Source organism: Wukongibacter baidiensis (genome assembly GCF_050888315.1).
In the GTDB taxonomy this organism is placed as follows: Bacteria; Bacillota; Clostridia; order Peptostreptococcales; family Caminicellaceae; genus Wukongibacter; species Wukongibacter baidiensis.
Window position 1 is genome coordinate 5,968,678 of sequence record NZ_CP138202.1, and the last position, 23,454, is coordinate 5,992,131.

Genomic DNA, 23,454 nt, shown 5'->3' on the forward strand with positions numbered 1-23,454 from the left:
TAGGGGGTAATTTGATGAATAATAAGTTAATAGCTTCGTCATCGCCTCATATAAGATCTAGTGAAACTATAAGTAGTGTGATGAGGGATGTAGTTATAGCGTTATTACCGGCAACTTTAGCTGGGATATACTACTTTCGATTAGGAGCTGTAAAGGTTATATTATTTGCAGTATTGGCAGCTATCGTGACTGAGGCTGGAATACAAAAACTTAGAAAACAAGAAGTTTCAATTAACGACTGGAGTGCAGTTGTAACAGGTTTACTTGTAGCCTTTAACATACCTGCATCAGCACCATGGTGGATTCCTATTATTGGATCTATTTTCGCTATTGCAGTTGTAAAGCAAATGTTTGGTGGTCTTGGACATAACTTTATGAATCCAGCTTTAGCAGCGCGTGCAATGCTTTTAGCATCATGGCCAGTTGAGATGACTAGCTGGGTAAAACCAGGTGCAGACGCTGTTACTACTGCAACACCATTAGCTCTAATAAATAGTGCAGACACAGTTTCGAGTGCAACTGAGCAGCTTCCTTCATTATTCAAGCTTCTTATTGGTAATACTGGAGGATGTATTGGAGAAACTTCGGCTTTAGCATTGATAATAGGTGGAGTTTACTTAGTGTACAGAGGCGTAATAACTCCTCGTATACCGGTAATATACATAGCAACAGTTGCAGTAATGACATTTGTACTTGGTGGATGGGATCCGTACTTTATGATATATCAAGTACTAGCAGGTGGACTTATGATAGGTGCTATTTATATGGCAACTGATTATTCATCATCTCCTGTAACACCTAAGGGTCAGATAATATTTGCCTTAGGCTGTGGATTGATCACAAGTATAATCAGGCTTTATGGTGGATATCCAGAGGGTGTGTCATATTCTATACTATTAATGAACGTAGCATCACCACTTATTGATAAGTATACTAGCCCTAGAGTTTTTGGGGAGGTGAAGTAACATGAAGGAAATAGTAAAATTAGGAATAATACTATTGATTGTTTGTGTAGTTGCAGCTGGAGCTTTGGCTATTACAAATGAAGTTACTAAGGATCAAATTGCGTTCCAAAGAAATTTAGCAAATGAAGAGGCTAGAAAGAGTATTTTGCCTAGTGCGGAAAACTTTAAGCCTTTAGAAGAAGATAAACTTAATGAGATAGTTAGTAAAAACAATAAGGTTGCTGAAGTCTTCGCTGGATACAAGGGAGACAGCGTTGTAGGCTACACCTTCAAGACTCTTCCATCGGGTTATGGTGGAACTGTTGAGGTTATGACAGGAATAGGTATGGAAGGAAAGGTTACTGGTGTTAGGGTTGGTAATCACCAAGAGACACCGGGACTAGGAGCAAATGCTGCATTACCTTCATTCTATGACCAATACGAAAATAAGAGCGCAGAAACTGAAATCGCAGTTACTAAAACTGAGCCAACAGAAGAGAATCAGATTCAAGCGATTTCAGGAGCGACAATTACTTCTGATGCTGTAACAGCAGGGGTAAACATAGCGATAGATACCTTCAAGGAAATCTCAGGTAAATAATAGTGGAGGTGAGATATATTGAATCCAGTTAAGAATTTAATGAATGGACTCTTTAAGGAAAACCCAATATTTTTTCAATTGTTAGGAATGTGTCCTACTCTAGCGGTTACTACTTCTGCTAAAAATGGATTGGGTATGGGTCTTGCATCAACAGCGGTTTTGATTTGTTCCAATGTAGTTATATCTTTACTTAGAAAAGTTGTTCCTAGCAAAATCAGGATTCCAATATTTATAGTTGTAATTGCTACCTTCGTTACAATGGTAGGAATGTTAATGGAAGGTTATATGCAAGCTCTTTACAAGTCACTTGGACTGTTTATACCACTTATAGTTGTTAACTGTCTTATACTTGCAAGGGCGGAATCATATGCTTCTAAAAACGGTATATTAGGTTCTACATTCGACGGTATAGGAATGGGACTTGGATTTACATGGGCATTAACATTATTAGGAGCTATTAGAGAACTATTTGGTGCTGGAAGTATTTTTGGCTTTAGCATTTTTGGCGCTGCTTATAAGCCTGCTTTAATTATGATATTACCTCCAGGTGCATTCTTAGCCCTAGGTATATTGTTAGCAATTAATAATGTATTAAAGTCGAGATCGGCATAGGGTAATTAGAAAATAACCCTTAATATAGTTTAGGAGGGAATAATATGGAAAATGCAGGTATCTTTGTGCTACTTGTTAGTTCAATATTAGTAAATAACTTTGTTCTATCAAGATTCCTTGGAATCTGTCCTTTCCTAGGTGTTTCTAAGCAAGTTGAAACAGCGATGGGAATGGGTATGGCAGTTACCTTTGTTATGACGTTAGCAGGAATACTGACTTATTTTGTTCAGAAATTAATATTAGTACCTTTCAATATTGAATATCTGCAAACTATAGCTTTTATACTAGTTATAGCTTCATTAGTTCAGTTTGTTGAAATTGTACTTCAAAAGATGAGTCCGACACTTTATCAAGCACTTGGTGTTTTCTTACCACTTATAACAACTAACTGTGCGGTTCTAGGGCTTGCGTTACTTAATATACAATTTAAATTTGGTTTAATTCAAACAATTGTTCATTCAATTGGTGCGGCTATAGGATTCTCCCTAGCTATAGTGTTATTTGCTGGGATCAGAGAAAAGCTGGAGGTTGCGGATGTACCTACTCCTTTTAAAGGATTTCCTATAGCACTTATTACTGCTAGCTTAATGTCAATAGCATTCTTAGGATTTGCGGGATTAGTGTAATCATCTTGATAAATCTAAATGACTTAAGCTTTTGAACGACTTAGAGAAGGGGTGATACTATGGATTTGAATAATATACTTCTTGCAGGTATAAGCTTAGGCGGAATGGGTCTTGTGTTTGGTGCTGGACTTGCCTTTGCTTCACAGAAGTTTGCTGTTGAAATAGATCCTAGAGCGCTTGCTATTAGAGATGCACTACCTGGTGCTAACTGTGGTGGTTGCGGACTTCCAGGTTGTGACAGCTTTGCAAATGCAGTTGTTGACGGAACAGCACCTGTAAATGGATGTCCTGTTGGAGGCCCAGACTGTACTAGTAAGATTGCTGAAATAATGGGTGTCGACGCTGGTGACAGTGTGAAACAAGTAGCAAGGGTTATTTGTATGGGTGACAAAGATAATTGTAAAGAAAAGTATGAGTACTTTGGTATTCAAGACTGTAAAGCAGCGGCTATGATAGGCGGAGGAAGTAAGAGCTGTAGCTTTGGATGTTTAGGGCTTGGAACCTGTGTGAAGGCCTGCCAATTTGATGCCATAGAAATAACAGACGGGAATTTAGCAAGAATAATTCCTGAAAAATGTACAGCATGTGGTAAATGTATCGAAGTTTGTCCAAAGAATGTTATTGACATGGTTCCTTTTGAGCAGGATGTAGTTGTTGACTGTAACAACAAGGAAATGGGTAAGCCTGTAAAGGAAAAATGTAGTGTTGGATGTATAGGCTGTAAGATTTGTGCTAAGGTTTGTCCGTTTGATGCTATTGAAGTTAAAGATAATATTGCTAAGGTAAACTATGATAAGTGTACTAATTGTATGCTATGTGCTGAAAAGTGTCCTACTAAAGCAATTTACGCTAATTTCGATAAGCGTAGAAAAGCAGTAATAATAGAGGATGGCTGTGTTGGATGTACCTTATGTAAGAAAGTTTGCCCAGTGGATGCAATAGAGGGTGAACTTAAGGGTAAGCATAAGATTATTGAGGATAAATGTATCGGATGTGGAGCATGTGAGCAAAAGTGTCCGAAAAAAACCATAGAAATGAAATAGGAAAATAGTAGCAAGAAGTTTAACAAAGCCTATGATACTTTTGGATAAAAAAGTGTCATAGGCTTTATTTGCTGTTGTTTCCATATTTTACAATTCATGACCTTGAACCTAATATTTACATTTGTAAAAAATTCTACTTGTAATAGCTTTTACTAAATGCTAAACTTAAATTGTATACATAAGTTTAGAACTAAGATTTCCAATGCTTTGCAATCTATTTTTTTTGGAAAAAATTATTAGTTAAAAAACCAAATAATAGATATTAATGCACGAATTGGATATAATAACAAATGAGAATTATATATAAACACACTTACTATATAGAGTCCGTATAGCAAAACTTGATTTATACATATGGGAATACTATATAATTTTAAGGGCTTTGAGTATGTATAAATTAACAGTTTTCCTTGACTCTCTATAAGTAGATTAAGGAGGGGGCATCTATTGTGAGAGGAAAGAATAGAAATCCGTGGCTTTTGTTGCTATTATTGCTAGTGGGATTAGTTATTGGGGGCGTAATAGGGGATATATTTCGTGATAGTATCAAATGGTTAGGCTATAGTAAGTCAATTGGACTAGAGCCAACTCCCTTGGATTTAAATGTTATAAAATTAACCTTTGGATTTACTATGAAAATAAACTTAGCCAGTGTTATTGGTTTAGTAATTTCCATTATAATATTTAATAGACTGTAGGTGTTTTATGGATAAAAAATTGGTTTTAGCTTCTTCTTCTCCAAGAAGACGTGAGATATTAGAAAACTTGAATTTGGATTTTGATATTATTAAAAGTGATACCCCAGAAAAAGTTAAAGAGGGTGAATTGCCTGAGCATATAGTGATGGCATTAGCACTAGAGAAAGCATTAGATGTATCAAAAAACTTAGACAGTGGGACAGTTGTTATAGCTGCAGATACAATAGTATATAAGGATAAGGTTTTAGGGAAGCCTGGATCATATGAAGAGGCCTATGAGACCCTAAATGCTTTGCAGAATGATGTACATTATGTATATACTGGGATAGCAGTTATAGAAAGTGATACCCATAAGAAAATTGTTACATATGAAAAAACGAAGGTAAAGATAAAAAAACTATCTGACGATAGGATAAAAAAATATATTGATACTGGAGAAGTGTGGGATAAAGCTGGATCATATGGTATACAAGGCTTTGGAGCCACTATTGTCCAGTGGATAGAAGGCGATTATTTTAATGTTGTTGGATTACCTGTAGCAAAGCTTGAAGAGATATTATTTAAGCATTTTGATATATCCGTCTTATAGCTAGAGGCTTTATAAGCTATGTATATAGGGTTTACATAGTATAACTTAATTTATAAATGTACAAATACTTGGCGGTTTTGGGAGTTTTGGATATTTATAGATTAAAGTCTTTACTTAAATCCCTGTAATTAAAGATATAATGGTACTTTAAATTAAAAAAAGTTTACTATGCTTTATTATGTAATGAATTCAAAATCTTCTTTGCAGTGTTGGAGTGTTAGATATGATTAAATATAATTTAACAATAAAGGATATGCCTGAAAATGAAAGACCGAGGGAAAGGCTGGTTAGGTATGGATCACATACTTTATCTAATAGCGAACTGTTAGCGATATTGCTTAGGACAGGTTCTAAGGAAAAATCAGCTCTTGAGCTTGCTAGCACTGTACTCAGCCATGATAAAAAAGGGATAAGATTTTTAGCCAATTGTACTGTTGAAGAGCTTCGTGAAATAAAGGGTATAGGTGAGAGTAAGGCCTGTCAAATTATTGCTGCTGTTGAGCTTGGAAATAGATTGTCAATGAGTCAGCTAGAATTAAAAAAGACAATAAAATCTCCTAAGGATGTAATAGATATATTTATAAATGATATGAGGTTTTTAGAAAAAGAGCATTTTAAAGTGGTTTTTCTAAATACCAAGAATGAGATAATAGCCTTTGAGACAATCTCTATAGGAAGTCTTAACGCTTCAATCGTTCATCCAAGGGAAGTATTTAACAGGGCTATTAAGAAGAGCAGTGCCGCTGTCATACTGTTACATAATCATCCAAGTGGTAACCCTGAACCTAGCAAAGAAGACATAAATATTACTAGAAGATTAATTGAAGCAGGTAAAATTATAGGTATTGAAGTATTAGATCATATTATTATCGGTGACGGTGACTATTTTAGTCTTAAAGAGAATTCTTTAATATAGAGAGTTGCAAGAAAATCTTAATTTATAGATATCAAAATACCCGATGTTTCTGGGGAATTTTGATGTGTATAAATTAAAGTTTTGACTGGAATCTCTATATAGTTTTTCTTGAATCTCTATAATAGATAGATACTAGGAAATCATAAAATAAATCGTTAAGTTGTATATGCAAAAGGATTGGCAACTAAGGAAGGAGAAGACAAATGGGATTATTTAATATGTTTAGTAAGGATATTGGTATAGATTTAGGTACAGCTAATACATTGGTTAACGTTAAAGGGAAAGGAATAGTGGTTCGTGAACCTTCAGTTGTAGCTATACAGGAAGATACGAAGGATGTACTTGCGGTTGGCTTAGAGGCAAAGAAGATGATTGGTAGAACTCCTGGAAATATTATAGCTATTAGACCACTTAAGGATGGAGTAATTGCAGATTTTGATACAACTCAAAGTATGTTAAAGTACTTTATTAAAAGAGCGTATCCTAATAGTTCACTGCTTTTTAGACCAAGGGTTTTAGTCTGCGTACCTTCAGGTGTTACTGAGGTTGAGAAGAGGGCCGTGATCGAAGCTTCTGAACAGGCTGGAGCAAAGGAAGCATATCTTATCGAGGAACCAATGGCAGCCGCTATAGGTGCTGGATTGCCAGTTGCTGAACCGACTGGAAGTATGGTTGTTGATATCGGTGGAGGTACAACTGAGATTGCTGTTATTTCATTAGGTGGTATTGTTACAAGTAAGTCCATAAGAATCGGTGGAGATGAAATGGATGAATCAATAGTTTACTATATTAAGAAGGAATACAACTTAATGATTGGTGAGAGAACTGCTGAAGAAACTAAAATAACAATTGGGTCAGCATTCCCAAAGGTTAAGGAAGAAAGAATGGAAATAAGGGGTAGAGATTTGGTTACTGGACTTCCAAAGACCCTTACTGTAACTTCTACTGAGATATTAAATGCTTTAAAAGAACCTGTTAATTCAATAATTGAAGGTATTAAAATAACATTAGAAAAAACGCCTCCAGAGCTTGCGTCAGACATAATGGAGCATGGAATAATGCTAACTGGTGGTGGGGCCCTTCTAGATGGCTTAGACAAGCTTATAAAAGAAGAAACAGGTATGCCTGTAGGTATAGCTGAGGAACCACTAGACTGTGTTGCGTTAGGTACAGGTGTTGCACTTGAAAACTATGACTTACTTAAGAGAGTATTTATTTCTCCAAGGAGGAGTCTTTAAGTAGATAGGTTAAAGAATAAATATTTAAACTATAAAAGAAAAGTAAAAAGTGGTGATTAGCAATGTTTAATATGTTTAAAAGCAAAATAATGATAGTAACAATTGTTACTATCATTTTACTCGTTATAATAGGAATCACCTTTGGGGGCAGAAGTAATTTAACATCGGCTGAAAAGATGGTTGGAAATACATTGACTCCGATACAAAGATTTCTCCAATTAGGGAGTACTTTTATATCTGATCTAATAGATCCTGTTTTGAATATTTGGAAGCTTGATGAAGAGAATAAAATGCTAAGGGAAGAAAATGTTAAGCTTCAAAACGATGTGATTAAATTAAAGCTTAGCATGAGGGAATATGAAGACTTAAAAGGTCTCAAAAAAGCTTTGAATTACGCCAAAGACAATAATATAGGGGAGTATGTTACTTGTAACGTAATTGCCAAGGATCCGGGTAATTGGTTTAGTATTTTTACGATTGATGTAGGGCTAAAGGATGGTATAACGAAAAATAGTACTGTAATAAATGGAGATGGATTGATTGGCTTAGTTTATGAAGTTGGTGATTCGTGGGCTAAGGTAATAACAATCATTGACAACAGAAGTCGTGTAAGCTTTGAAACTCTAAGTGAAGAAAATGGTAATATTGGTTTAATCAATGGAGATGGAGAGGCAATCCTAAAGGGTTATTTATTTGATCATGAGGCTGAGGTTAAAATAGGAGATCAAATAGTAACTTCAGGACTTGGATTATATCCTAGAGGAATTCAAATTGGGAGGATAAAAGAGGTTATTGTAAATGAGGACGAGTTACTGAAGAGTATTTTAGTTGAGCCGAGTGTGAACTTTAAGAAATTGAATAGGGTTTTTGTTATACCCAAGAAAAATCTTGAGAACTAAAGGGGTCTAAAATGAATGTATATTGGTTAGTGGCAATGATTATTGGTAATTTTATACTTCAGTCTACTATTTTTCAATATTTTCGTATTGGAGGAATCTTGCCTAATACTGCATTATTGATAGTAGTAACGATTAGTATCCTATATGGAAGGAAAAGGGGCGTTATGACTGGCATTATAGCGGGGTTATTACAGGACCTTTTTTTCGGAAAGGCTATAGGTATAAATATACTAATATACTCTTCGATTGGGTACATTATAGGTGGGGTAGAAAACAAGGTTTTTAAGGACAATCTTGTTACACCATTTTTGTTTATATTAAGTACCACAATATATTATCACAGTATATATTTTGTATTTATGCACTTTCTTAGACAACCGGTTAATTACCTTACTGTCTTGAAATCGGTGGTTATGATAGAGGTCGTATATAATCTAGTCGTGGGTATTGTTTTTTATAGGATATTCTATAGAAAAGTATATTAATATTGGGGATGAGAGATATGATAGAAAAATTAAAGGATAGAAATAATCAAATAATTTTGGGGTTTGTAATAATTTTTCTAATTCTCTTTGTAAGACTTTCAAATTTAACTATTGTTGAAGGGGAAAAGAGAAGGGAGAATTCCGAAAATATCAGAAAAAAGGATATTCCGATTGTAGCGCCTAGAGGAGAAATAAAGGATAGGAATGGTGTATTGATAGCTGGAAATGTGCCTAGTTTTACTGTGCAGCTAGTTAGAAGTGAATTGCCTAAAAAGGAACTGGAAGAAGTTGCGATTAAGCTAATAGATCTGCTAGATAGAAATGGTGAAAAGCATATTGAGTTCCCTATACTTATTGAAGATGGCAATTACTACTACTCCCATGATAGGGATATCGAAAACTGGCTTGAATCTTTAGGTAAAGGCTATGAAAATTTGAAGGATGCAGAGGCAGTATTTAATAAAATTGTAGAGGAAAACCTACCTTTTGAGGATTTGGAGAAGGGAAAGGCTCAAGAGTATTTAATAGCGATGAACATAACTCCTCCAATTTCTGTCAGCAAGATGAAGTTTTTGGCTCAAATAGAGAAGGAAAGTTTTTTAAATAGCTATCGTTTAGATATCAATATCGACGCTAAGGAAGCCTTTAAAAAAATAAGAGATAAATATAATATTAGCACAGGGTACTCAGATAATGATGCAAGAAAAATTCTAATCATTAAGCATGCCCTAAAGCAACAGGGTTATTTGCAATATTTCCCTCTTCGAATTGCATCGGATATATCAGAAGAGAGTGCTATACTGATTGAAGAGGATGGAATGGAGTTACCTGGTATTGGTGTTGCTATAGAACCAAAAAGGCATTATCAGAGTGGCAACTTGGCAGCACATGTAATAGGATATCTTGGGAAAATATCTAGGGAATGGGAAATAAAGAAATACGTAGATGAATACAAATATTCTAAAAATGATATAATTGGTAAAACCGGAATTGAAGGAAAATATGAACTAGTATTAAGGGGACAGAATGGAGTAAAATCTGTTGAAGTTGATACCTATGGAAGAACGGTAAATGAGTTAGAGGAATTTATAAAGCCTATGCCTGGCAAGGATATCTACTTGACTATAGATGCTAAACTGCAAAAAATTGCTGAAGACAATTTAGAGTATGCCCTTGAAGAGGTACGAAAGGGTGGTACCTTTGAAAGTAAATGGGGAGATTACACCTTTAGTGATAAGACCCTTAAGAATGCTACTTCAGGTGCTGTTGTAGCGGTTGATGTAAAGACAGGTGAGATTCTAGCGCTGGCAAATTATCCGTCTTATTCTCCGGAGCTTTTTGCAACTGGTATATCGAACAAGGATTATAAGAGCTTGTTACCTAAAAATAAAAGAGACCCTATAGCTCCAAGACCTTTATATAATATTGCTACATTCACTGCTGTGCAACCTGGGTCAACATTTAAAATGCTCGTTGGTTTAGGTGCTATAGAAAATGGGTTAGATCCTACTAGGCAATTTGTTGATGGTAAGTATATAAAAATTGGAGATAAAACCTTTGGTAGTTGGATGTGGAACGATTATAGAATGTCCCATGGAAGCAATATAGATTTGTATAAGGCTATTGAAGAATCGGTTAACTACTACTTCTTTAATCTTTCTATGGATTATGATTACTACAAGAAGAAGCCTTTAAATCTTGGGATAGGTATTAATACATTTTTAGATTATGCTACAAAATTTGGATTGGGTGATAAAACTGGAATTGAAATAAGAGAAGTTTCCTATGGTGTGCCAGACCCTGAAGGAAAAGCAAGAAATATAAAGTACTTATTAAAAAGAAAACTAGAAGCAACTGCTAAGAATTACTTTGAGGATGAGATACTCAATGATGAAGAGAAATTAAGCAGTGTAGTTTCTGAAATAGTTAATTGGGGGGACGAAAATCCTTCAAGGGGAAAAATTATTAGAGATCTTAAAAATATTGGAGTTAAGGAAGAGAAAATATATGAGTTAGCAGATTTGGTTAAATACAGTTATTTTAATCAGATGAAATTTAAAGAGGGAGATGCCTTTAACCTTTCTATTGGGCAAGGTGATCACGCCTATACTCCGATTCAGATGGCAAGATATATATCGGCTATTGCGAATGGTGGATATCTAAATGACTTGAGGCTGACTAAGAAAGTCGGAGATGAGATTGTTAAAGGAAAACCTGCCGAAAAAATTGTATTAAAGAATGACAATAATTTAAATCACATAAAGAAAGGTATGCTAAAAGTAACACAGGGATCAGAAGGAACGGCTAGAAAGCTATTTAAGGATTTCCCTGTTAAGGTAGCCGCTAAAACAGGAACAGCTCAAAGATTTGGTAAAATACCTCCAGAAAGTGAAGTCGATTATTTAAAGCAATACTTAAGTCAGATTGCTCCTGATATTTCCTTTGAGAGTATAAATTCGAAGTCATTGGAGATTTTAAATCAGAGAAAAGAAGAAATATCGAAGTTACAGGACGAGTTAGAAAAGATTCAGGAAGAACTGGCTGCCTTAGAGCAAGCTAATTCTGGTAGTGAGAATGGAAATGACGATAAGGAACAGAAAGAAATAAACAATGTTAGAGCCCGAAGAGACAGGGCTAAGAAGAAAATAATAACCAGATTGACTAAGGGATACTTTGATGAAGGTACAAGAATGAGGGAAGCGATTAAGCAATTAACAGACAACAGAGTCACAGATGAGGATATTGATAGGTTTAAAGAGGATTATGATAACTTTGCTTGGTTTGTTTCCTTTGCACCCTATGAAGAACCGGAAATTGCAATTGTAACCCTTTTATTCCAAGGAGGGCATGGAGGATATGGTGCTCCTATTGCAAGAGAAATGTTTGCCGAGTACTTCAAATTGGAATTGCCCGTTGAAGACGAGGTTGAAAGTACGAATAATTAGATGGATTTGGGAATGAAGATAGATTTCCAATATTTACATAATCTAATAGAAGTCAGAATTACAAAGGAAAATGCTGAGGAATATTAGTGCCTCAGCATTATTTATAATAATTTCATATATAAAAGAAGGAAAATCTCATCTATTGAAGAAATATTAATATAACTGCAATTTTGTATTTTAACTTATATAGTGGGATTCCTTAGAGTAAGAACACAAAAATCTAGTTAGCCTACAGATCAATGTAGAGTTATAAGTGTAGAGGTTTTTACTGTCAGACTTTGTATATCGTTATAAATATGGAGGTAGCTTTTAAATGACTCTTAATAATAATATAGAATTTAAAGGAACAAAGGATGGTTTGATCATACATCTTAATGAATCCTGTGAGTATGAGAAGTTAAAGCAACAATTAATTGAAAGGCTAGAAAAGACAAAAAATTTTTTTGTAGGAGCTAAGATAGTCGGATTTGAAGGTAGAGAACTAAGTGACAACGAAGAAAGTGAAATAATTGATTTAATCAACGATAGATTTGGAATGGTTATGGTAGAGAAGCAGCCGGTAGAGTGCTCAAAGCAAGAAGAAGTTTTTATGGGATTAGAAGAAGGAATAACTAAATTTGTCAAGTCAACAGTACGTTCTGGAAGAAAAATTAAATTTGAAGGCAATGTAGTTGTTATAGGGGATATTAATCCTGGAGCTGAGGTTGTTGCCTATGGAAATATAGTTGTAATGGGAGCTTTGAGAGGCATAGCACATGCCGGTGCCAATGGTAATAACGAAGCCAGTGTTTCGGCCTTTAAACTTCAACCTACACAACTTAGAATAGGAAGCTTTATAGCAAGGGCTCCTGACAATAGTGCCTATAATCCTAAATATCCCGAGATAGCTTTTATTAGGGATGAAATGATCCAAATTGAGCCGTATCTTACAAAAAAATAGATAATTTTACAGGAGGGAATTGCTATGGGAGAAGTTATTGTTATTACATCCGGAAAAGGCGGAGTTGGTAAAACTACTACTACTGCAAATATAGGCGCAAGCCTTGCAATACTAGGAAAGAAAGTAGTTGTTTTAGATGCAGACATCGGACTAAGAAATTTAGATGTTGTTTTGGGTTTAGAAAATAGAATAGTTTATGATCTAGTTGATGTAGTGGAAGGAGTTTGTAGACTAAAGCAGGGTCTAATAAAGGATAAGAGATTTGATGGACTACATTTATTACCTGCAGCACAAACAAAAGACAAGAATGCTGTTTCTCCAAAGCAAATGCAGGATCTGTGCAATGAGCTTAAAGAAACGTTTGATTATGTATTAGTAGATTGCCCTGCTGGTATTGAGCAAGGATTTAAGAATGCAATAGCAGGAGCTGATAGGGCTGTTGTTGTTACAACTCCAGAAATATCTGCTGTGAGGGATGCCGATAGAATTATTGGACTTTTGGAAGCTGCTGAATTAAATGATCCGCTCCTTGTTGTAAATAGAATAAGGATTGAGATGGTTAAAAAGGGAGATATGATGAACATCGAGGATATGACAGATATCTTAGCTATAGATTTATTGGGGATAGTACCTGACGATGAATACATTGTCATTTCTACAAATAAAGGTGAGCCTGCAGCAAAGGATGAAAAATCTTTGGCTGGACAAGCCTTTAGAAACATTGCTAGAAGGATAACTGGGGAAGAGGTTCCATTTTTAGATCTTGATATTCAAGAGGGGTTCATGGTTAGATTAGCTAAATTATTTGGACTAAATAAGTAGGGGGGAAACCAATGCTAGACGTTTTTAAGTTTTTTGGTAAATCTGAGGGAACAAGTAAAGATGTTGCAAAGGACAGGTTGAAGCTAGTTTTGGTTCATGATAGGACTAACTGTTCTGCAAACTTTTTAGAAATGGTCAAGGGAGACCTACTAAATGTGATTTCAGATTATATGGAAATTGATGAAGATGGATTAGATATTAGAATCACTAAGACAAAGAGGCCCGATGACAAAGTTATGCCTGCGCTTGTAGCAAATATTCCGATAAAGAAGATGAAAAACAGGTAAATTATATGTCTTATTTTGAAGCCCGACTATAAAAGGGCTTTTTTTATTGAAAGACTTTCAGTTATCTTAAGTTTTATTGTATAAATTTCTACTTAAACTGGGTTATAATAAAGTTGAGAAGAGGAAGGATTTTATGTTATAATTCTTTAAGGTAAAATATTTAATCTGGGTTTAACCCTATGAGGTGTTTTATGTTTGATAGAAGATTACTTAAAAATATTGATCTTGGACTAATTGCCATAGTAATAGTAATATTTATGATTGGAGTAGTAATAATTACTAGTGCAACAAATGTCATAGATTTAACTAAGGATACATCATTTAAAGAAGCTATAGATGATATACTGGAAAATGGAATAAAAAGACAACCTAAAATCCAAATAATCGCCTTTGTAATCGGTGCCTTAGCGATATTGGGTATATTGTGTCTTGATTATAATTCCTTTGGTGAAGCCTATAAAATTTTGTATGTGATCTCAATACTATTATTATTATTGGTTTATGTTCCAGGCCTTGCGATAGACCCAAGCTTGAGAGGTGGGGCCAGAAGTTGGATAAGTCTAGGAAGAATAGATTTTCAGACATCTGAACTTGCTAAACTTGGTTTCATATTATCATTTGCAAAATATGTTGAGCATAGATATGAAAATCTTAATACTATTAGGGATTTGATTGGACCACTTATTTTTGTTTCTCCATTTGTATTTTTACTTTTGAAGCAGCCAGACTTAGGTTCGGCTCTAGTATTTGTTATAATAGCTTTTGGGATGGTGTTTGTGGCGGGTATAAACATGAAAATTGTAGTGTATGGAGGGTTAATTGGGATTTCATCGATGCCTCTGGTTTATAATTTTTTAAAGCCCCATCAGAAAAAGAGAATTGATGCCTTTCTAAACCCATCTGATGCTTCCTTAAACTATCACGTAAATAAGTCAAAAACTGCTATTGGATCAGGAATGTTGTATGGAAAGGGAATATTCAAAGGGAGCTACCATAGGGGAGACTTTTTACCGGTTCAGGAAACTGACTTCATTTATGCGGTTTTAGGTGAAGAACTAGGTCTAGTTGGTTGTGCTGCTATATTACTTTTGTATTTTCTCTTTTTATATAAAATGGTTATTATAGGTAAAAATGCTAAGGATATTTATGGAATGCTAGTTGTTACAGGTGTTACATTCATGTTTGCTTTTCAAGTAATAGAGAATATAGGGATGACTATAGGTATTATGCCTGTTACTGGAGTTACACTTCCGTTTTTAAGTTATGGTGGAAGTTCTATTATAACTAGTATGATTGCATTGGGACTAGTTTTAAACGTCTCGATGAGAAATAAGAAGATAAAATTCTAGAGAGATTCCTCTAACCCGGATTGTTCATGGAAAGTTTGAAAGAGCGCAGCAGAGCTTTGAAATTTCTATGAATAATCTAGGTGGTGGGGTCTTTTTTCATGGAAAAAAGGTTGAAATTCTCTAAAGAATGCTACGGGCTTTTATCGAACTTTTGTCCATTTGATAGTAATAAATATTCCTCCTTAAAAATATATTATAGATAAATAACGTTAAGCCTGGATTACTCATGAATAATCTGGGTTAAGGTTCTATAAATACATTTTTAAGGAGGTAACTATGGATAAGTCCTATAGAAGAAATGCAATAAATAGGCACAGGAAAAACAATTATAGATATAAGCAATATAGACAGGGAAGAGGGAATAGAAAACCTACTAGTTTCATTACAAAGCTGTTGGCTCAGATTTTAATATCAATAATAATTGTATTATTGATTATTATGCTAAAGAGTTTCAATACTCCCATTACAAATGAAACTTCTTTGTTTCTAAAAAAGGTCATTTATGCAGAGTTTAACTATAAAGAGAGTATTGATAAGACAAAGGAGTATGCGTCACAGCTAAGGGATTACACAGTTAAAACAGTGCCGGTATTTAATAGGCTTGGAAATAATTTGAACTTATCTAAACCTGTAGATGGAATAATAATATCCTCCTATGGGGAAAAATATGACCCTGTTACAAATAATCAAACATTTCAAAGAGGTATAGATATAAAAGCCACAGATCTGACAATTATTAAATCTATAAAGGATGGAGTAATTGAAAAGGTTGGTGAAAGTGACTCTCTAGGAAAGTTTGTGAAAATATCCCATGGAGAAGGTACTTTTTCCCTATACAGCAACTTAGAAAAGACCTATGTCAAAGAAAATGAAAGAATTATTAGAGGACAAAGAATCGGAGAGATAGGTGATTTACAAACTTCATATTTACACTTTGAGTTGTGGATTAATAATGATGTTGTTGATCCAGAATTGTATATAGATTATAGTGTAACAGGTATTTGATGATGGTATACTGTTATTATGATAGTGCTTTACAAAAAATCGTCAAAATCTGTATGCAGTAATATAAAATAAATTATATATTGTATTTCTTTATATACAAAAAGCATGTATAATATACAATAATGCAATACTAATGATAAAGCCGAATTATTCATAAATAATTCAGGATTAAGATACTATTTCAAGGAGGAACATTAATGAATGAACGAATAGAAGAAATACTTTATAAAGTAGAAAAACCTAGTAGATACATTGGAGGAGAAATAAACAGCTATAAAAAAGACATAAATGAAAATTTGATAAGATTTGGATTTGCCTTTCCAGATACATATGAAGTCGGTATGTCTCACTTAGGTATGCACATAATTTATAATCTACTTAACGAAGTAGAGGATGTTTATTGTGAAAGAATATTTGCTCCTTGGATCGATATGGAAGAGGTGCTAAGAGAAGAAGATGTCCCTTTATTTACTCTAGAGACTCGTAGTCCTATGAGTGACCTAGACATTATAGGTTTTACCCTTCAATATGAACTTAGCTATAGTAATATTTTAAATATGCTAAACTTAGGGAAAATTCCACTAAGGAGTTCTGAGAGAGATGAATCTCATCCAATAATTATTGCTGGTGGGCCATGTTCATATAATCCAGAGCCTTTAGCGGAAATTGTAGATATTGTTACCCTTGGTGAGAGTGAAGAATCACTAATTGAAGTTTTGGATATTTACAGGGAAATAAAGAGTAAAGGATTTAATAGAGATAAGTTCTTAGAAGAAGTGAGTAAGATAGAGGGAATATATGTACCAAGCTTTTATGAGGTTAGTTATAAGGAAGACGGAACTATTGAAAGTGTTAAGCCAAAGAAGGAAGAATATCCTGCTAAGGTAAAGAAAAGAATTATTAAAGATCTTAATGATGCTTTTTATCCTGAAAAGGTAATTGTACCATTTGCTGATGTTGTACATAATAGAGCGATGATTGAGATATTTAGAGGTTGTACAAGGGGCTGTAGATTTTGTCAGGCTGGAATGATATATAGACCTATAAGAGAAAGAACGTCTGATAAAGCCTTAGAACTAGTAGATAAGCTCTTAAAGAATACAGGATTTGAAGAAATTTCTATATCATCATTAAGTACAAGCGATTACTCAGAATTAAATGAATTTGTTAGAGCGTTGATAGATAAGTATTTAAATAATAGGGTTGGAATATCAGTACCATCCCTAAGACTAGACTCTTTCTCAATTAAACTTATTGAAGAAATTCAAAAAGTAAGAAAGACTGGTCTTACATTTGCTCCTGAGGCTGGGACTCAGAGACTAAGAGATGTTATAAATAAAGGAGTAGTTGAAAAGGATTTGATAGATGCTGTATCTAATGCCTTTGGACTTGGATGGAGCACTGTAAAACTATATTTCATGATAGGCTTACCAACAGAGACATATGACGATCTTGATGGGATTGCTGATTTAGGTAGGAAGGTAGTTGATAGTTATTATAATGTTCCAAAGGAGAAGAGAAATAAGGGCTTAAAGGTTACTATCAGTACTTCATCCTTTGTACCTAAGCCATTTACTCCGTTTCAATGGGAGCCTCAAGATAAGATTGATGATTTAATAGAAAAGCAAAACCACTTAAAGGGCAAATTAAAGCATAAGAACATTTCATATAATTATCATGATTCTAAGACAAGCTTCCTTGAAGGTGTATTTGCAAGAGGCGATAGAAGACTTGGTGAAGTTCTTATAAGAGCCTTTGAAAAGGGATGTAAATTTGACGGATGGCAAGAGCACTTCAAGTATAACGAGTGGATGGAAGCGATAGATGAATGCGGTCTTGATCCAGCATTCTATGCAAATAGAAGAAGGGAATACGATGAAATATTGCCTTGGGATCATATAGATGTGGGTGTTACTAAACAATATCTAGTAAATGAAAATGAAAAGTCTAAAGAAGAGAAATTGACAAGTGATTGTAGGGATGGCTGTACAGGTTGTGGAATAAATAATGGTTTTATAGGTGGTGTTTGCTAATGTTTAAGATGCTAGTTAAATTTACTAAACAAGACAGAATGAAATTTCTATCCCATTTGGAACTGATTAAGTTGGTTGAAAGAGCTTTTAGAAGGGCTAGTGTGCCACTAAAGTTTTCACAAGGATTCAATCCGCATCCTAAGATTGCCTTTGCTGCTCCCCTAGCAGTAGGTGTTTCAAGTGAGGGTGAATATTTAACTGTTGAGCTTGATGAGAAGCTCGATACAAAGGAGTTTGTAGATAATCTTAACAATGTGTTACCTGAAGGTATAAAGTTCCTTAAAGCTAAATATATTGACAATAAGAGCAAATCTCTTATGAGCATTGTAGAAGATGCTACTTACATTATTAAGTGTCGTTTAAAAAAGAATTATAGTTTGGAAGAATTAAATGATTTTATCAAAAAGTTCTTAAGCCGTAATGAGATCTCACATGAAAAGCGAGGTAAAAGAGGAAAGGTAAAAACAGTTGATATTAGAAGTTTGATTAAGGAAATTATTGCTTTATCATTAGATGGCAATGAGATTATTTTCAAAATGACTGTATCAACGGGAAGCCAAGGAAACTTAAAACCTGAGATCGCAATACAAAAGCTAGCACTTTTAGAGAATGTAGAAATTGAAACTGAAAGTATAAGGGTACATAGAATAGAAATTTTTTCATCAGAGGGAAATAAGAAACTAGTTCCAATTGATGCGATAATTTAAACTTTAGGGTGGGAAAGCAATGAATAAAATTATAATAGATTCTGGTTTCAGCCAAAGTCGCGTTGCATTATTAGAAAATGAGGAATTGGTTGAATACCATATTGAAAGCAAAAACTTAAAAAGACTGGTTGGGAATATATATAAGGGTAGAGTAAAAAACGTATTGCCTGGTATGCAGGCGGCCTTTGTAGATATAGGCCTAGAAAAGAATGCTTTTTTATATGTTAAAGATGCAATTCCCCAGGAAATATTGAATGATAGAAAAATATCTTCAAGGGATGTCTCCATAAGAGATGTTGTAAAAAATGGACAGGAAATAATTGTTCAAGTTACTAAAGAACCTATGGATAGTAAAGGTGCAAGAGTAACAACGCACCTTACTTTTCCAGGAAGGTATCTAGTTCTAATGACAAATGTTGACTATATAGGTTTATCACGAAGAATTGAGGACGAAGAAGAGAGAAACAGACTTAAAAAAATGGCAGAAGAGATTAAGCCCGATGGTTTAGGTTTAATAATAAGAACTGAAGCTGAGAATAAGGAAAAGACTGACCTTGAAGAGGATATAAAATATCTTTTAAAACTTTGGCAAAAAATCGAAAAAGATAAGAAACTAGGCTTTCCACCTAAAATTTTATATAAGGATCTAGATTTAATTCATAGAACTATAAGAGATTTGTTCACAGATGATATAGGGGAGCTAATTATCAATGATAAGGAAAATTATAATACAATTATGGATTTCCTAGATTTGATATCTCCTAATCTTAAGGATAGGGTAAAATATTTTGATCCTGGGATAAATATTTTCAGTTACTATGGTATTGAGAAAATGATTAAGCAAGCTTTAAGTAGAAAAGTCTGGCTTAAAAGTGGTGGCTATATTGTAATAGACAAGACTGAAGCCTTAACTATTATAGATGTAAATACCGGCAAATACGTTGGTGTTAATAACTTATCTGAAACTATTATTAATGTTAATAAGGAAGCAGTAAAGGAAATAGCAAAACAGATTAGACTAAGAGACATAGGTGGCATTATTATAATAGATTTTATCGATATGCTCAATAAGGAATCTGAACAGGAAATACTAGAGCTTTTAACAGAAGAGTTATCAAAGGATAGGGTTAGAACGAATGTGTTAGGTATGACGAGTCTAGGACTTGTTGAGCTGACTAGAAAAAAAGTTCGTAATCGTATAAGTTCAATACTTGAAAAGAAATGCCCATATTGTGATGGGCTCGGAATGATACTAACTCCAGAGACCGTTATAAGTAGCCTAGAAAATGAACTTAAAAGAATTGCTTTGCACACTAATTCTGAAGCCGTAATAGTTGAGTTAAATGATGAAGTAAAAAAAGTACTTTGCAATGACATGAAAGACTATTTAGCTGAATTGGAGAATGCATTAAAGATTAAAATATATATTAAAGGAAATAATAATATACATGAAAATCACTATGAAGTCACATATAAGGGTAGACTAAATAAGGTTGAGGATATTTTAAAGGACTAAATCTGCGCTTGTAAAGTTAAACTAACTCAAGTAGTCACTGAGAATCCTTTTGGCTCATGCTATGAACCTGTTTTAGTTTGAAGAACAGAGGTTAAAACAGATTCATAAAAATCGCACAAAAGGAAACCTCAGAGCCTACTTTCGTTTATTGAGTTTTATTAACGCAGATATGAAAAGTCTTGAAATAATCCCTATAATTTTGTTGACATTATATTTGTGCTGTGATAACATGTATATGTTGTGGATATAGAGCCTATGCTTTGTATCCATTGTAGCCGCTCATATCGGGTTTAAAAACGTTAAGTTACCTAGATTTGGCGAGTCTGGATTGAGGAGGTGTAAGAATGTACGCAATTATCGAAACAGGTGGAAAGCAATATAGAGTTCAAGAAGGAGATACTCTATTCGTTGAAAAGCTTGAAGTAACTGCTGGTGATACTATCAATTTTGATAAAGTTTTAGTTGTTTCAAATGAAGGTAAATTATCAGTTGGAGCTCCATTTGTTGAAGGTGCTAAAGTTGAAGCATCTGTAGTAGAGCAAGGTAAAGGACCAAAAGTTATTGTGTTCAAGTACAAGGCTAAGAAAGACTACAGAAAGAAGCAAGGTCACCGTCAACCATACACAAAAGTTAAGATTGAAAAAATCAATGCTTAAGGCTATTAGATATGATTAATATAACAATTAATAGAGATCATAGAAAAGATATAGTATCATTCAGCGTAGAAGGACATGCATATGCTGATGAGGTTGGAAAAGATATAGTATGTGCAAGCATATCTATACTTACTCAGACAATCGTATTGGCTTTACATGATGTTGCTAACATAGATGTTACATATGAGATGAATGATGGATTTCTCTATTGTGAAATTCCTGATAACATCGATGTTACTCGTAGAGAAAAGGCTAATATTATATTTGATACTATGCTAACTGGAATTAAAGGTACGATAGAAATGTATTCCGATTATATAAAGCTTCAAGACGAGGAGGTGTGAAGCGATGTTATTCAAAATGAATCTTCAGTTGTTTGCGAGTAAAAAGGGAGTTGGTTCTTCTAAGAACGGTCGTGACAGTGAATCTAAAAGATTAGGTGTTAAGAGAGCTGACGGTCAAGCTGTTCATGCTGGAAGTATCTTAGTAAGACAAAGAGGAACAAAAATTCACCCAGGTAACAACGTAGGAAAAGGTGGAGATGATACTCTTTTCGCTAAAGTAAACGGCGTTGTTAAGTTTGAAAGAAAGGGTAAAACTAAGAAGCAAGTTAGTGTATACCCTATAGATGAAGCAGCACAATAATTTGACTAAAAGCCCATACGTAAGGTATGGGTTTTTTAATTTATAATAAAGATAGAGTGATAACGAATTACATATTGAAAATAAGGGAAAACTAGATAAAGAATTTACAATATGGAACTTGGAACTACATAAAATTATTGGTATAATTGTTTTGGAAAAAAATACTTATACCCATTTAAAGGTGATGAAAATGTTTGTAGATAAAGCAAAAATATATTTAAAAGGCGGAAAGGGAGGAAATGGAGCTGTTTCCTTCCGTAAAGAGAAGTATGTACCTGCGGGTGGTCCTGATGGTGGAGACGGAGGTCGTGGAGCCAGTATAATCTTTGAAGTTGACGAAGGTTTAAGAACCTTAATGGATTTTAGATACAAAAAGAAGTATATTGCTGATTCGGGAGAAAACGGTAAAGCTAAAAAAATGTTTGGTAAGGATGCCAAAGATTTGATTCTTAGAGTACCTCCAGGAACTATTATAAGGGATGAAGAGACAGGTGCTGTTATAGCTGATTTGACGGAAAATAAGCAAAGAGCTGTTATTGCTAAAGGTGGTAAAGGCGGTAAGGGAAATGTTCATTATACGACGTCTACCAGACAAGCTCCAACCTTTGCTGAGGCAGGAGATTATGGTGAAGAGCGTAATGTAATATTAGAGCTTAAGCTTTTAGCTGATGTAGGCCTTGTAGGGTTTCCAAACGTTGGAAAGTCAACGTTACTTTCTGTAGTAACAAAGGCAAATCCTAAGATAGCAAATTACCACTTTACAACTATTACTCCAAATCTAGGGGTTGTAGATCTTGTGCAGCATAAGAGCTTTGTTTTAGCAGATATTCCAGGTCTGATAGAGGGTGCCCATGAGGGTATTGGTCTTGGGCACGAGTTCTTACGACATGTTGAAAGGACAAAACTGTTAATACACGTACTAGATGTTTCTGGTATTGAAGGTCGAGACCCACTAGAGGATTTTGAAAAAATTAATAACGAATTAGAATTATTTAACCCCAAGCTTGCATCTAGACAGCAGGTAATTGCTGCTAATAAGATAGATTTATTAGAGGATCAAGATAAATTCAAAGAATTTGAAAAGGTTATGACAGATAGGGGATATAAGGTTTTCCCTATTTCAGCAGCTACAAATACTGGACTTAAAGAACTTATGCTTTATGTAACGGAACTATTGGATAAGGTAGAGGTTGATCCTATAGTAGAGGAAGTAGATCCAGAGCATAAGCTATATAAACTAGAGAAGAAGGAAAAAGAGGAACTAATTATAAGAAAAGAAGAAGACTTGTACATAGTTGAAGGAAAGGCAATAGAGAAATTAGTTTACTCAACTGACTTCAGCGACATCGATTCTATAAGACGATTCCAAAGTATCTTAAAGAAAAAAGGAGCTTTTGAGAGGCTTAAAGAACTTGGGATAACCGATGGAGACACAGTAAAAATATATGAAATTGAATTTGAGTACTACGATTAAGGAGATGATATAATTGATAACTAGTAAGCAAAGGTCTTATTTAAAGGGAATAGCTCATAATATGGACCCTATTGTACATATGGGCAAGGAAGGTATAACAGAAGGTTTCTTAAAGCAGTTAGATGATATATTAGAAGCCCGTGAGTTAATAAAGGTAAACATACAAAAAAGTAGTATTTTAGATACTAAGGAAGCCGCAAATGAAGTGGCAAGGTTGACTAAAGCAGAATTTGTTCAAGCTATAGGTAGAAAATTTGTTATATATAGAGAAGCTAAAGAAGATCCACAGATTGTACTACCTAGATAGTTTTAGTCCTGTTAAAATCTAAATAGTGGTTTTGAGACCACTATTTTTGTTCCATTTATGCATATAGTCTCATAGAAATGTATTGAACTTTAGTATTGTTACCGATACTTTAGACCT

25 protein-coding genes and 1 other annotated feature are annotated in these 23,454 nt (G+C 34.3%); all 25 genes read left to right on the plus strand.

The genetic code is table 11. The features are described from left to right. Positions 1–11: 11 nt before the first annotated feature. Positions 12–965 (plus strand): RnfABCDGE type electron transport complex subunit D, encoded by a 954-nt coding sequence (locus tag R9X47_RS27340; RefSeq protein WP_432664222.1) that lies wholly within the window; start codon positions 12–14, stop codon positions 963–965. A gap of 1 nt (position 966) precedes the next feature. Then, positions 967–1,545: an RnfABCDGE type electron transport complex subunit G gene (locus tag R9X47_RS27345; RefSeq protein ID WP_432664223.1), complete on the plus strand. Its 579-nt coding sequence runs from the start codon at positions 967–969 to the stop codon at positions 1,543–1,545. Positions 1,546–1,584: 39 nt separating this feature from the next. Next, a complete protein-coding gene (gene rsxE, locus R9X47_RS27350; protein WP_432667701.1) occupies positions 1,585–2,157 on the plus strand; it encodes an electron transport complex subunit RsxE in 573 nt (190 codons plus the stop codon). Positions 2,158–2,201: 44 nt separating this feature from the next. Further along, positions 2,202–2,783: an electron transport complex subunit RsxA gene (gene rsxA, locus R9X47_RS27355; RefSeq protein WP_432664224.1), complete on the plus strand. Its 582-nt coding sequence runs from the start codon at positions 2,202–2,204 to the stop codon at positions 2,781–2,783. A gap of 59 nt (positions 2,784–2,842) precedes the next feature. Next, the gene (locus R9X47_RS27360) at positions 2,843–3,826 is read left to right on the plus strand and encodes an RnfABCDGE type electron transport complex subunit B (RefSeq protein ID WP_432664225.1); all 984 of its coding nucleotides are present in this window, start codon (positions 2,843–2,845) and stop codon (positions 3,824–3,826) included. A gap of 449 nt (positions 3,827–4,275) precedes the next feature. After that, positions 4,276–4,524 (plus strand): DUF4321 domain-containing protein, encoded by a 249-nt coding sequence (locus R9X47_RS27365; protein ID WP_432664226.1) that lies wholly within the window; start codon positions 4,276–4,278, stop codon positions 4,522–4,524. Between the two features lie 7 nt (positions 4,525–4,531). Next, a complete protein-coding gene (locus R9X47_RS27370; RefSeq protein WP_432664227.1) occupies positions 4,532–5,113 on the plus strand; it encodes a Maf family protein in 582 nt (193 codons plus the stop codon). Positions 5,114–5,336: 223 nt separating this feature from the next. After that, positions 5,337–6,029 (plus strand): RadC family protein, encoded by a 693-nt coding sequence (gene radC / locus R9X47_RS27375; protein ID WP_432664228.1) that lies wholly within the window; start codon positions 5,337–5,339, stop codon positions 6,027–6,029. A gap of 203 nt (positions 6,030–6,232) precedes the next feature. Beyond that, positions 6,233–7,267, plus strand: coding sequence for a rod shape-determining protein (locus R9X47_RS27380; RefSeq protein WP_432664229.1), 1,035 nt, complete (start codon positions 6,233–6,235; stop codon positions 7,265–7,267). A 62-nt stretch (positions 7,268–7,329) separates the two neighbouring features. Further along, positions 7,330–8,166: a rod shape-determining protein MreC gene (mreC, locus tag R9X47_RS27385; RefSeq protein ID WP_432664230.1), complete on the plus strand. Its 837-nt coding sequence runs from the start codon at positions 7,330–7,332 to the stop codon at positions 8,164–8,166. An 11-nt stretch (positions 8,167–8,177) separates the two neighbouring features. Beyond that, positions 8,178–8,651: a rod shape-determining protein MreD gene (gene mreD, locus R9X47_RS27390; protein ID WP_432664231.1), complete on the plus strand. Its 474-nt coding sequence runs from the start codon at positions 8,178–8,180 to the stop codon at positions 8,649–8,651. Positions 8,652–8,668: 17 nt separating this feature from the next. Continuing rightward, positions 8,669–11,596, plus strand: coding sequence for a penicillin-binding transpeptidase domain-containing protein (locus R9X47_RS27395; protein ID WP_432664232.1), 2,928 nt, complete (start codon positions 8,669–8,671; stop codon positions 11,594–11,596). A gap of 313 nt (positions 11,597–11,909) precedes the next feature. After that, positions 11,910–12,536 (plus strand): septum site-determining protein MinC, encoded by a 627-nt coding sequence (minC, locus tag R9X47_RS27400; RefSeq protein ID WP_432664233.1) that lies wholly within the window; start codon positions 11,910–11,912, stop codon positions 12,534–12,536. Between the two features lie 24 nt (positions 12,537–12,560). Further along, positions 12,561–13,358, plus strand: coding sequence for a septum site-determining protein MinD (gene minD / locus R9X47_RS27405; RefSeq protein WP_432664234.1), 798 nt, complete (start codon positions 12,561–12,563; stop codon positions 13,356–13,358). A gap of 11 nt (positions 13,359–13,369) precedes the next feature. Next, on the plus strand, positions 13,370–13,645 hold the full coding sequence (minE, locus tag R9X47_RS27410; protein WP_432664235.1) for a cell division topological specificity factor MinE: 276 nt from the start codon (positions 13,370–13,372) through the stop codon (positions 13,643–13,645). Between the two features lie 191 nt (positions 13,646–13,836). Further along, positions 13,837–14,994: a rod shape-determining protein RodA gene (gene rodA, locus R9X47_RS27415; RefSeq protein WP_432664236.1), complete on the plus strand. Its 1,158-nt coding sequence runs from the start codon at positions 13,837–13,839 to the stop codon at positions 14,992–14,994. 276 nt (positions 14,995–15,270) lie between these two features. After that, a complete protein-coding gene (locus R9X47_RS27420) occupies positions 15,271–15,999 on the plus strand; it encodes a peptidoglycan DD-metalloendopeptidase family protein (RefSeq protein WP_432664237.1) in 729 nt (242 codons plus the stop codon). A 197-nt stretch (positions 16,000–16,196) separates the two neighbouring features. After that, the gene (locus R9X47_RS27425; RefSeq protein ID WP_432664238.1) at positions 16,197–18,032 is read left to right on the plus strand and encodes a TIGR03960 family B12-binding radical SAM protein; all 1,836 of its coding nucleotides are present in this window, start codon (positions 16,197–16,199) and stop codon (positions 18,030–18,032) included. Continuing rightward, complete coding sequence (locus R9X47_RS27430) at positions 18,032–18,739, plus strand: TIGR03936 family radical SAM-associated protein (RefSeq protein ID WP_432664239.1); 708 nt, start codon at positions 18,032–18,034, stop codon at positions 18,737–18,739. The genes R9X47_RS27425 and R9X47_RS27430 overlap by 1 nt, the downstream gene beginning before the upstream one ends. Positions 18,740–18,758: 19 nt before the next feature. Further along, positions 18,759–20,255 (plus strand): Rne/Rng family ribonuclease, encoded by a 1,497-nt coding sequence (locus tag R9X47_RS27435; RefSeq protein WP_432664240.1) that lies wholly within the window; start codon positions 18,759–18,761, stop codon positions 20,253–20,255. Positions 20,256–20,518: 263 nt separating this feature from the next. Further along, positions 20,519–20,590: a sequence feature (ribosomal protein L21 leader region), on the plus strand. A 9-nt stretch (positions 20,591–20,599) separates the two neighbouring features. Then, positions 20,600–20,911 carry a 50S ribosomal protein L21 gene (gene rplU, locus R9X47_RS27440; protein ID WP_432664241.1) on the plus strand — a complete coding sequence of 104 codons (312 nt, stop codon included), beginning with the start codon at positions 20,600–20,602 and terminating at the stop codon, positions 20,909–20,911. 11 nt (positions 20,912–20,922) lie between these two features. After that, the gene (locus R9X47_RS27445; RefSeq protein ID WP_432664242.1) at positions 20,923–21,255 is read left to right on the plus strand and encodes a ribosomal-processing cysteine protease Prp; all 333 of its coding nucleotides are present in this window, start codon (positions 20,923–20,925) and stop codon (positions 21,253–21,255) included. Between the two features lie 4 nt (positions 21,256–21,259). Then, a complete protein-coding gene (gene rpmA / locus R9X47_RS27450) occupies positions 21,260–21,556 on the plus strand; it encodes a 50S ribosomal protein L27 (RefSeq protein ID WP_432664243.1) in 297 nt (98 codons plus the stop codon). Positions 21,557–21,746: 190 nt separating this feature from the next. Beyond that, positions 21,747–23,030: a GTPase ObgE gene (gene obgE / locus R9X47_RS27455; protein WP_432664244.1), complete on the plus strand. Its 1,284-nt coding sequence runs from the start codon at positions 21,747–21,749 to the stop codon at positions 23,028–23,030. A gap of 13 nt (positions 23,031–23,043) precedes the next feature. Continuing rightward, complete coding sequence (yhbY, locus tag R9X47_RS27460) at positions 23,044–23,337, plus strand: ribosome assembly RNA-binding protein YhbY (protein WP_432664245.1); 294 nt, start codon at positions 23,044–23,046, stop codon at positions 23,335–23,337. The last annotated feature ends 117 nt before the right edge of the window (positions 23,338–23,454 follow it).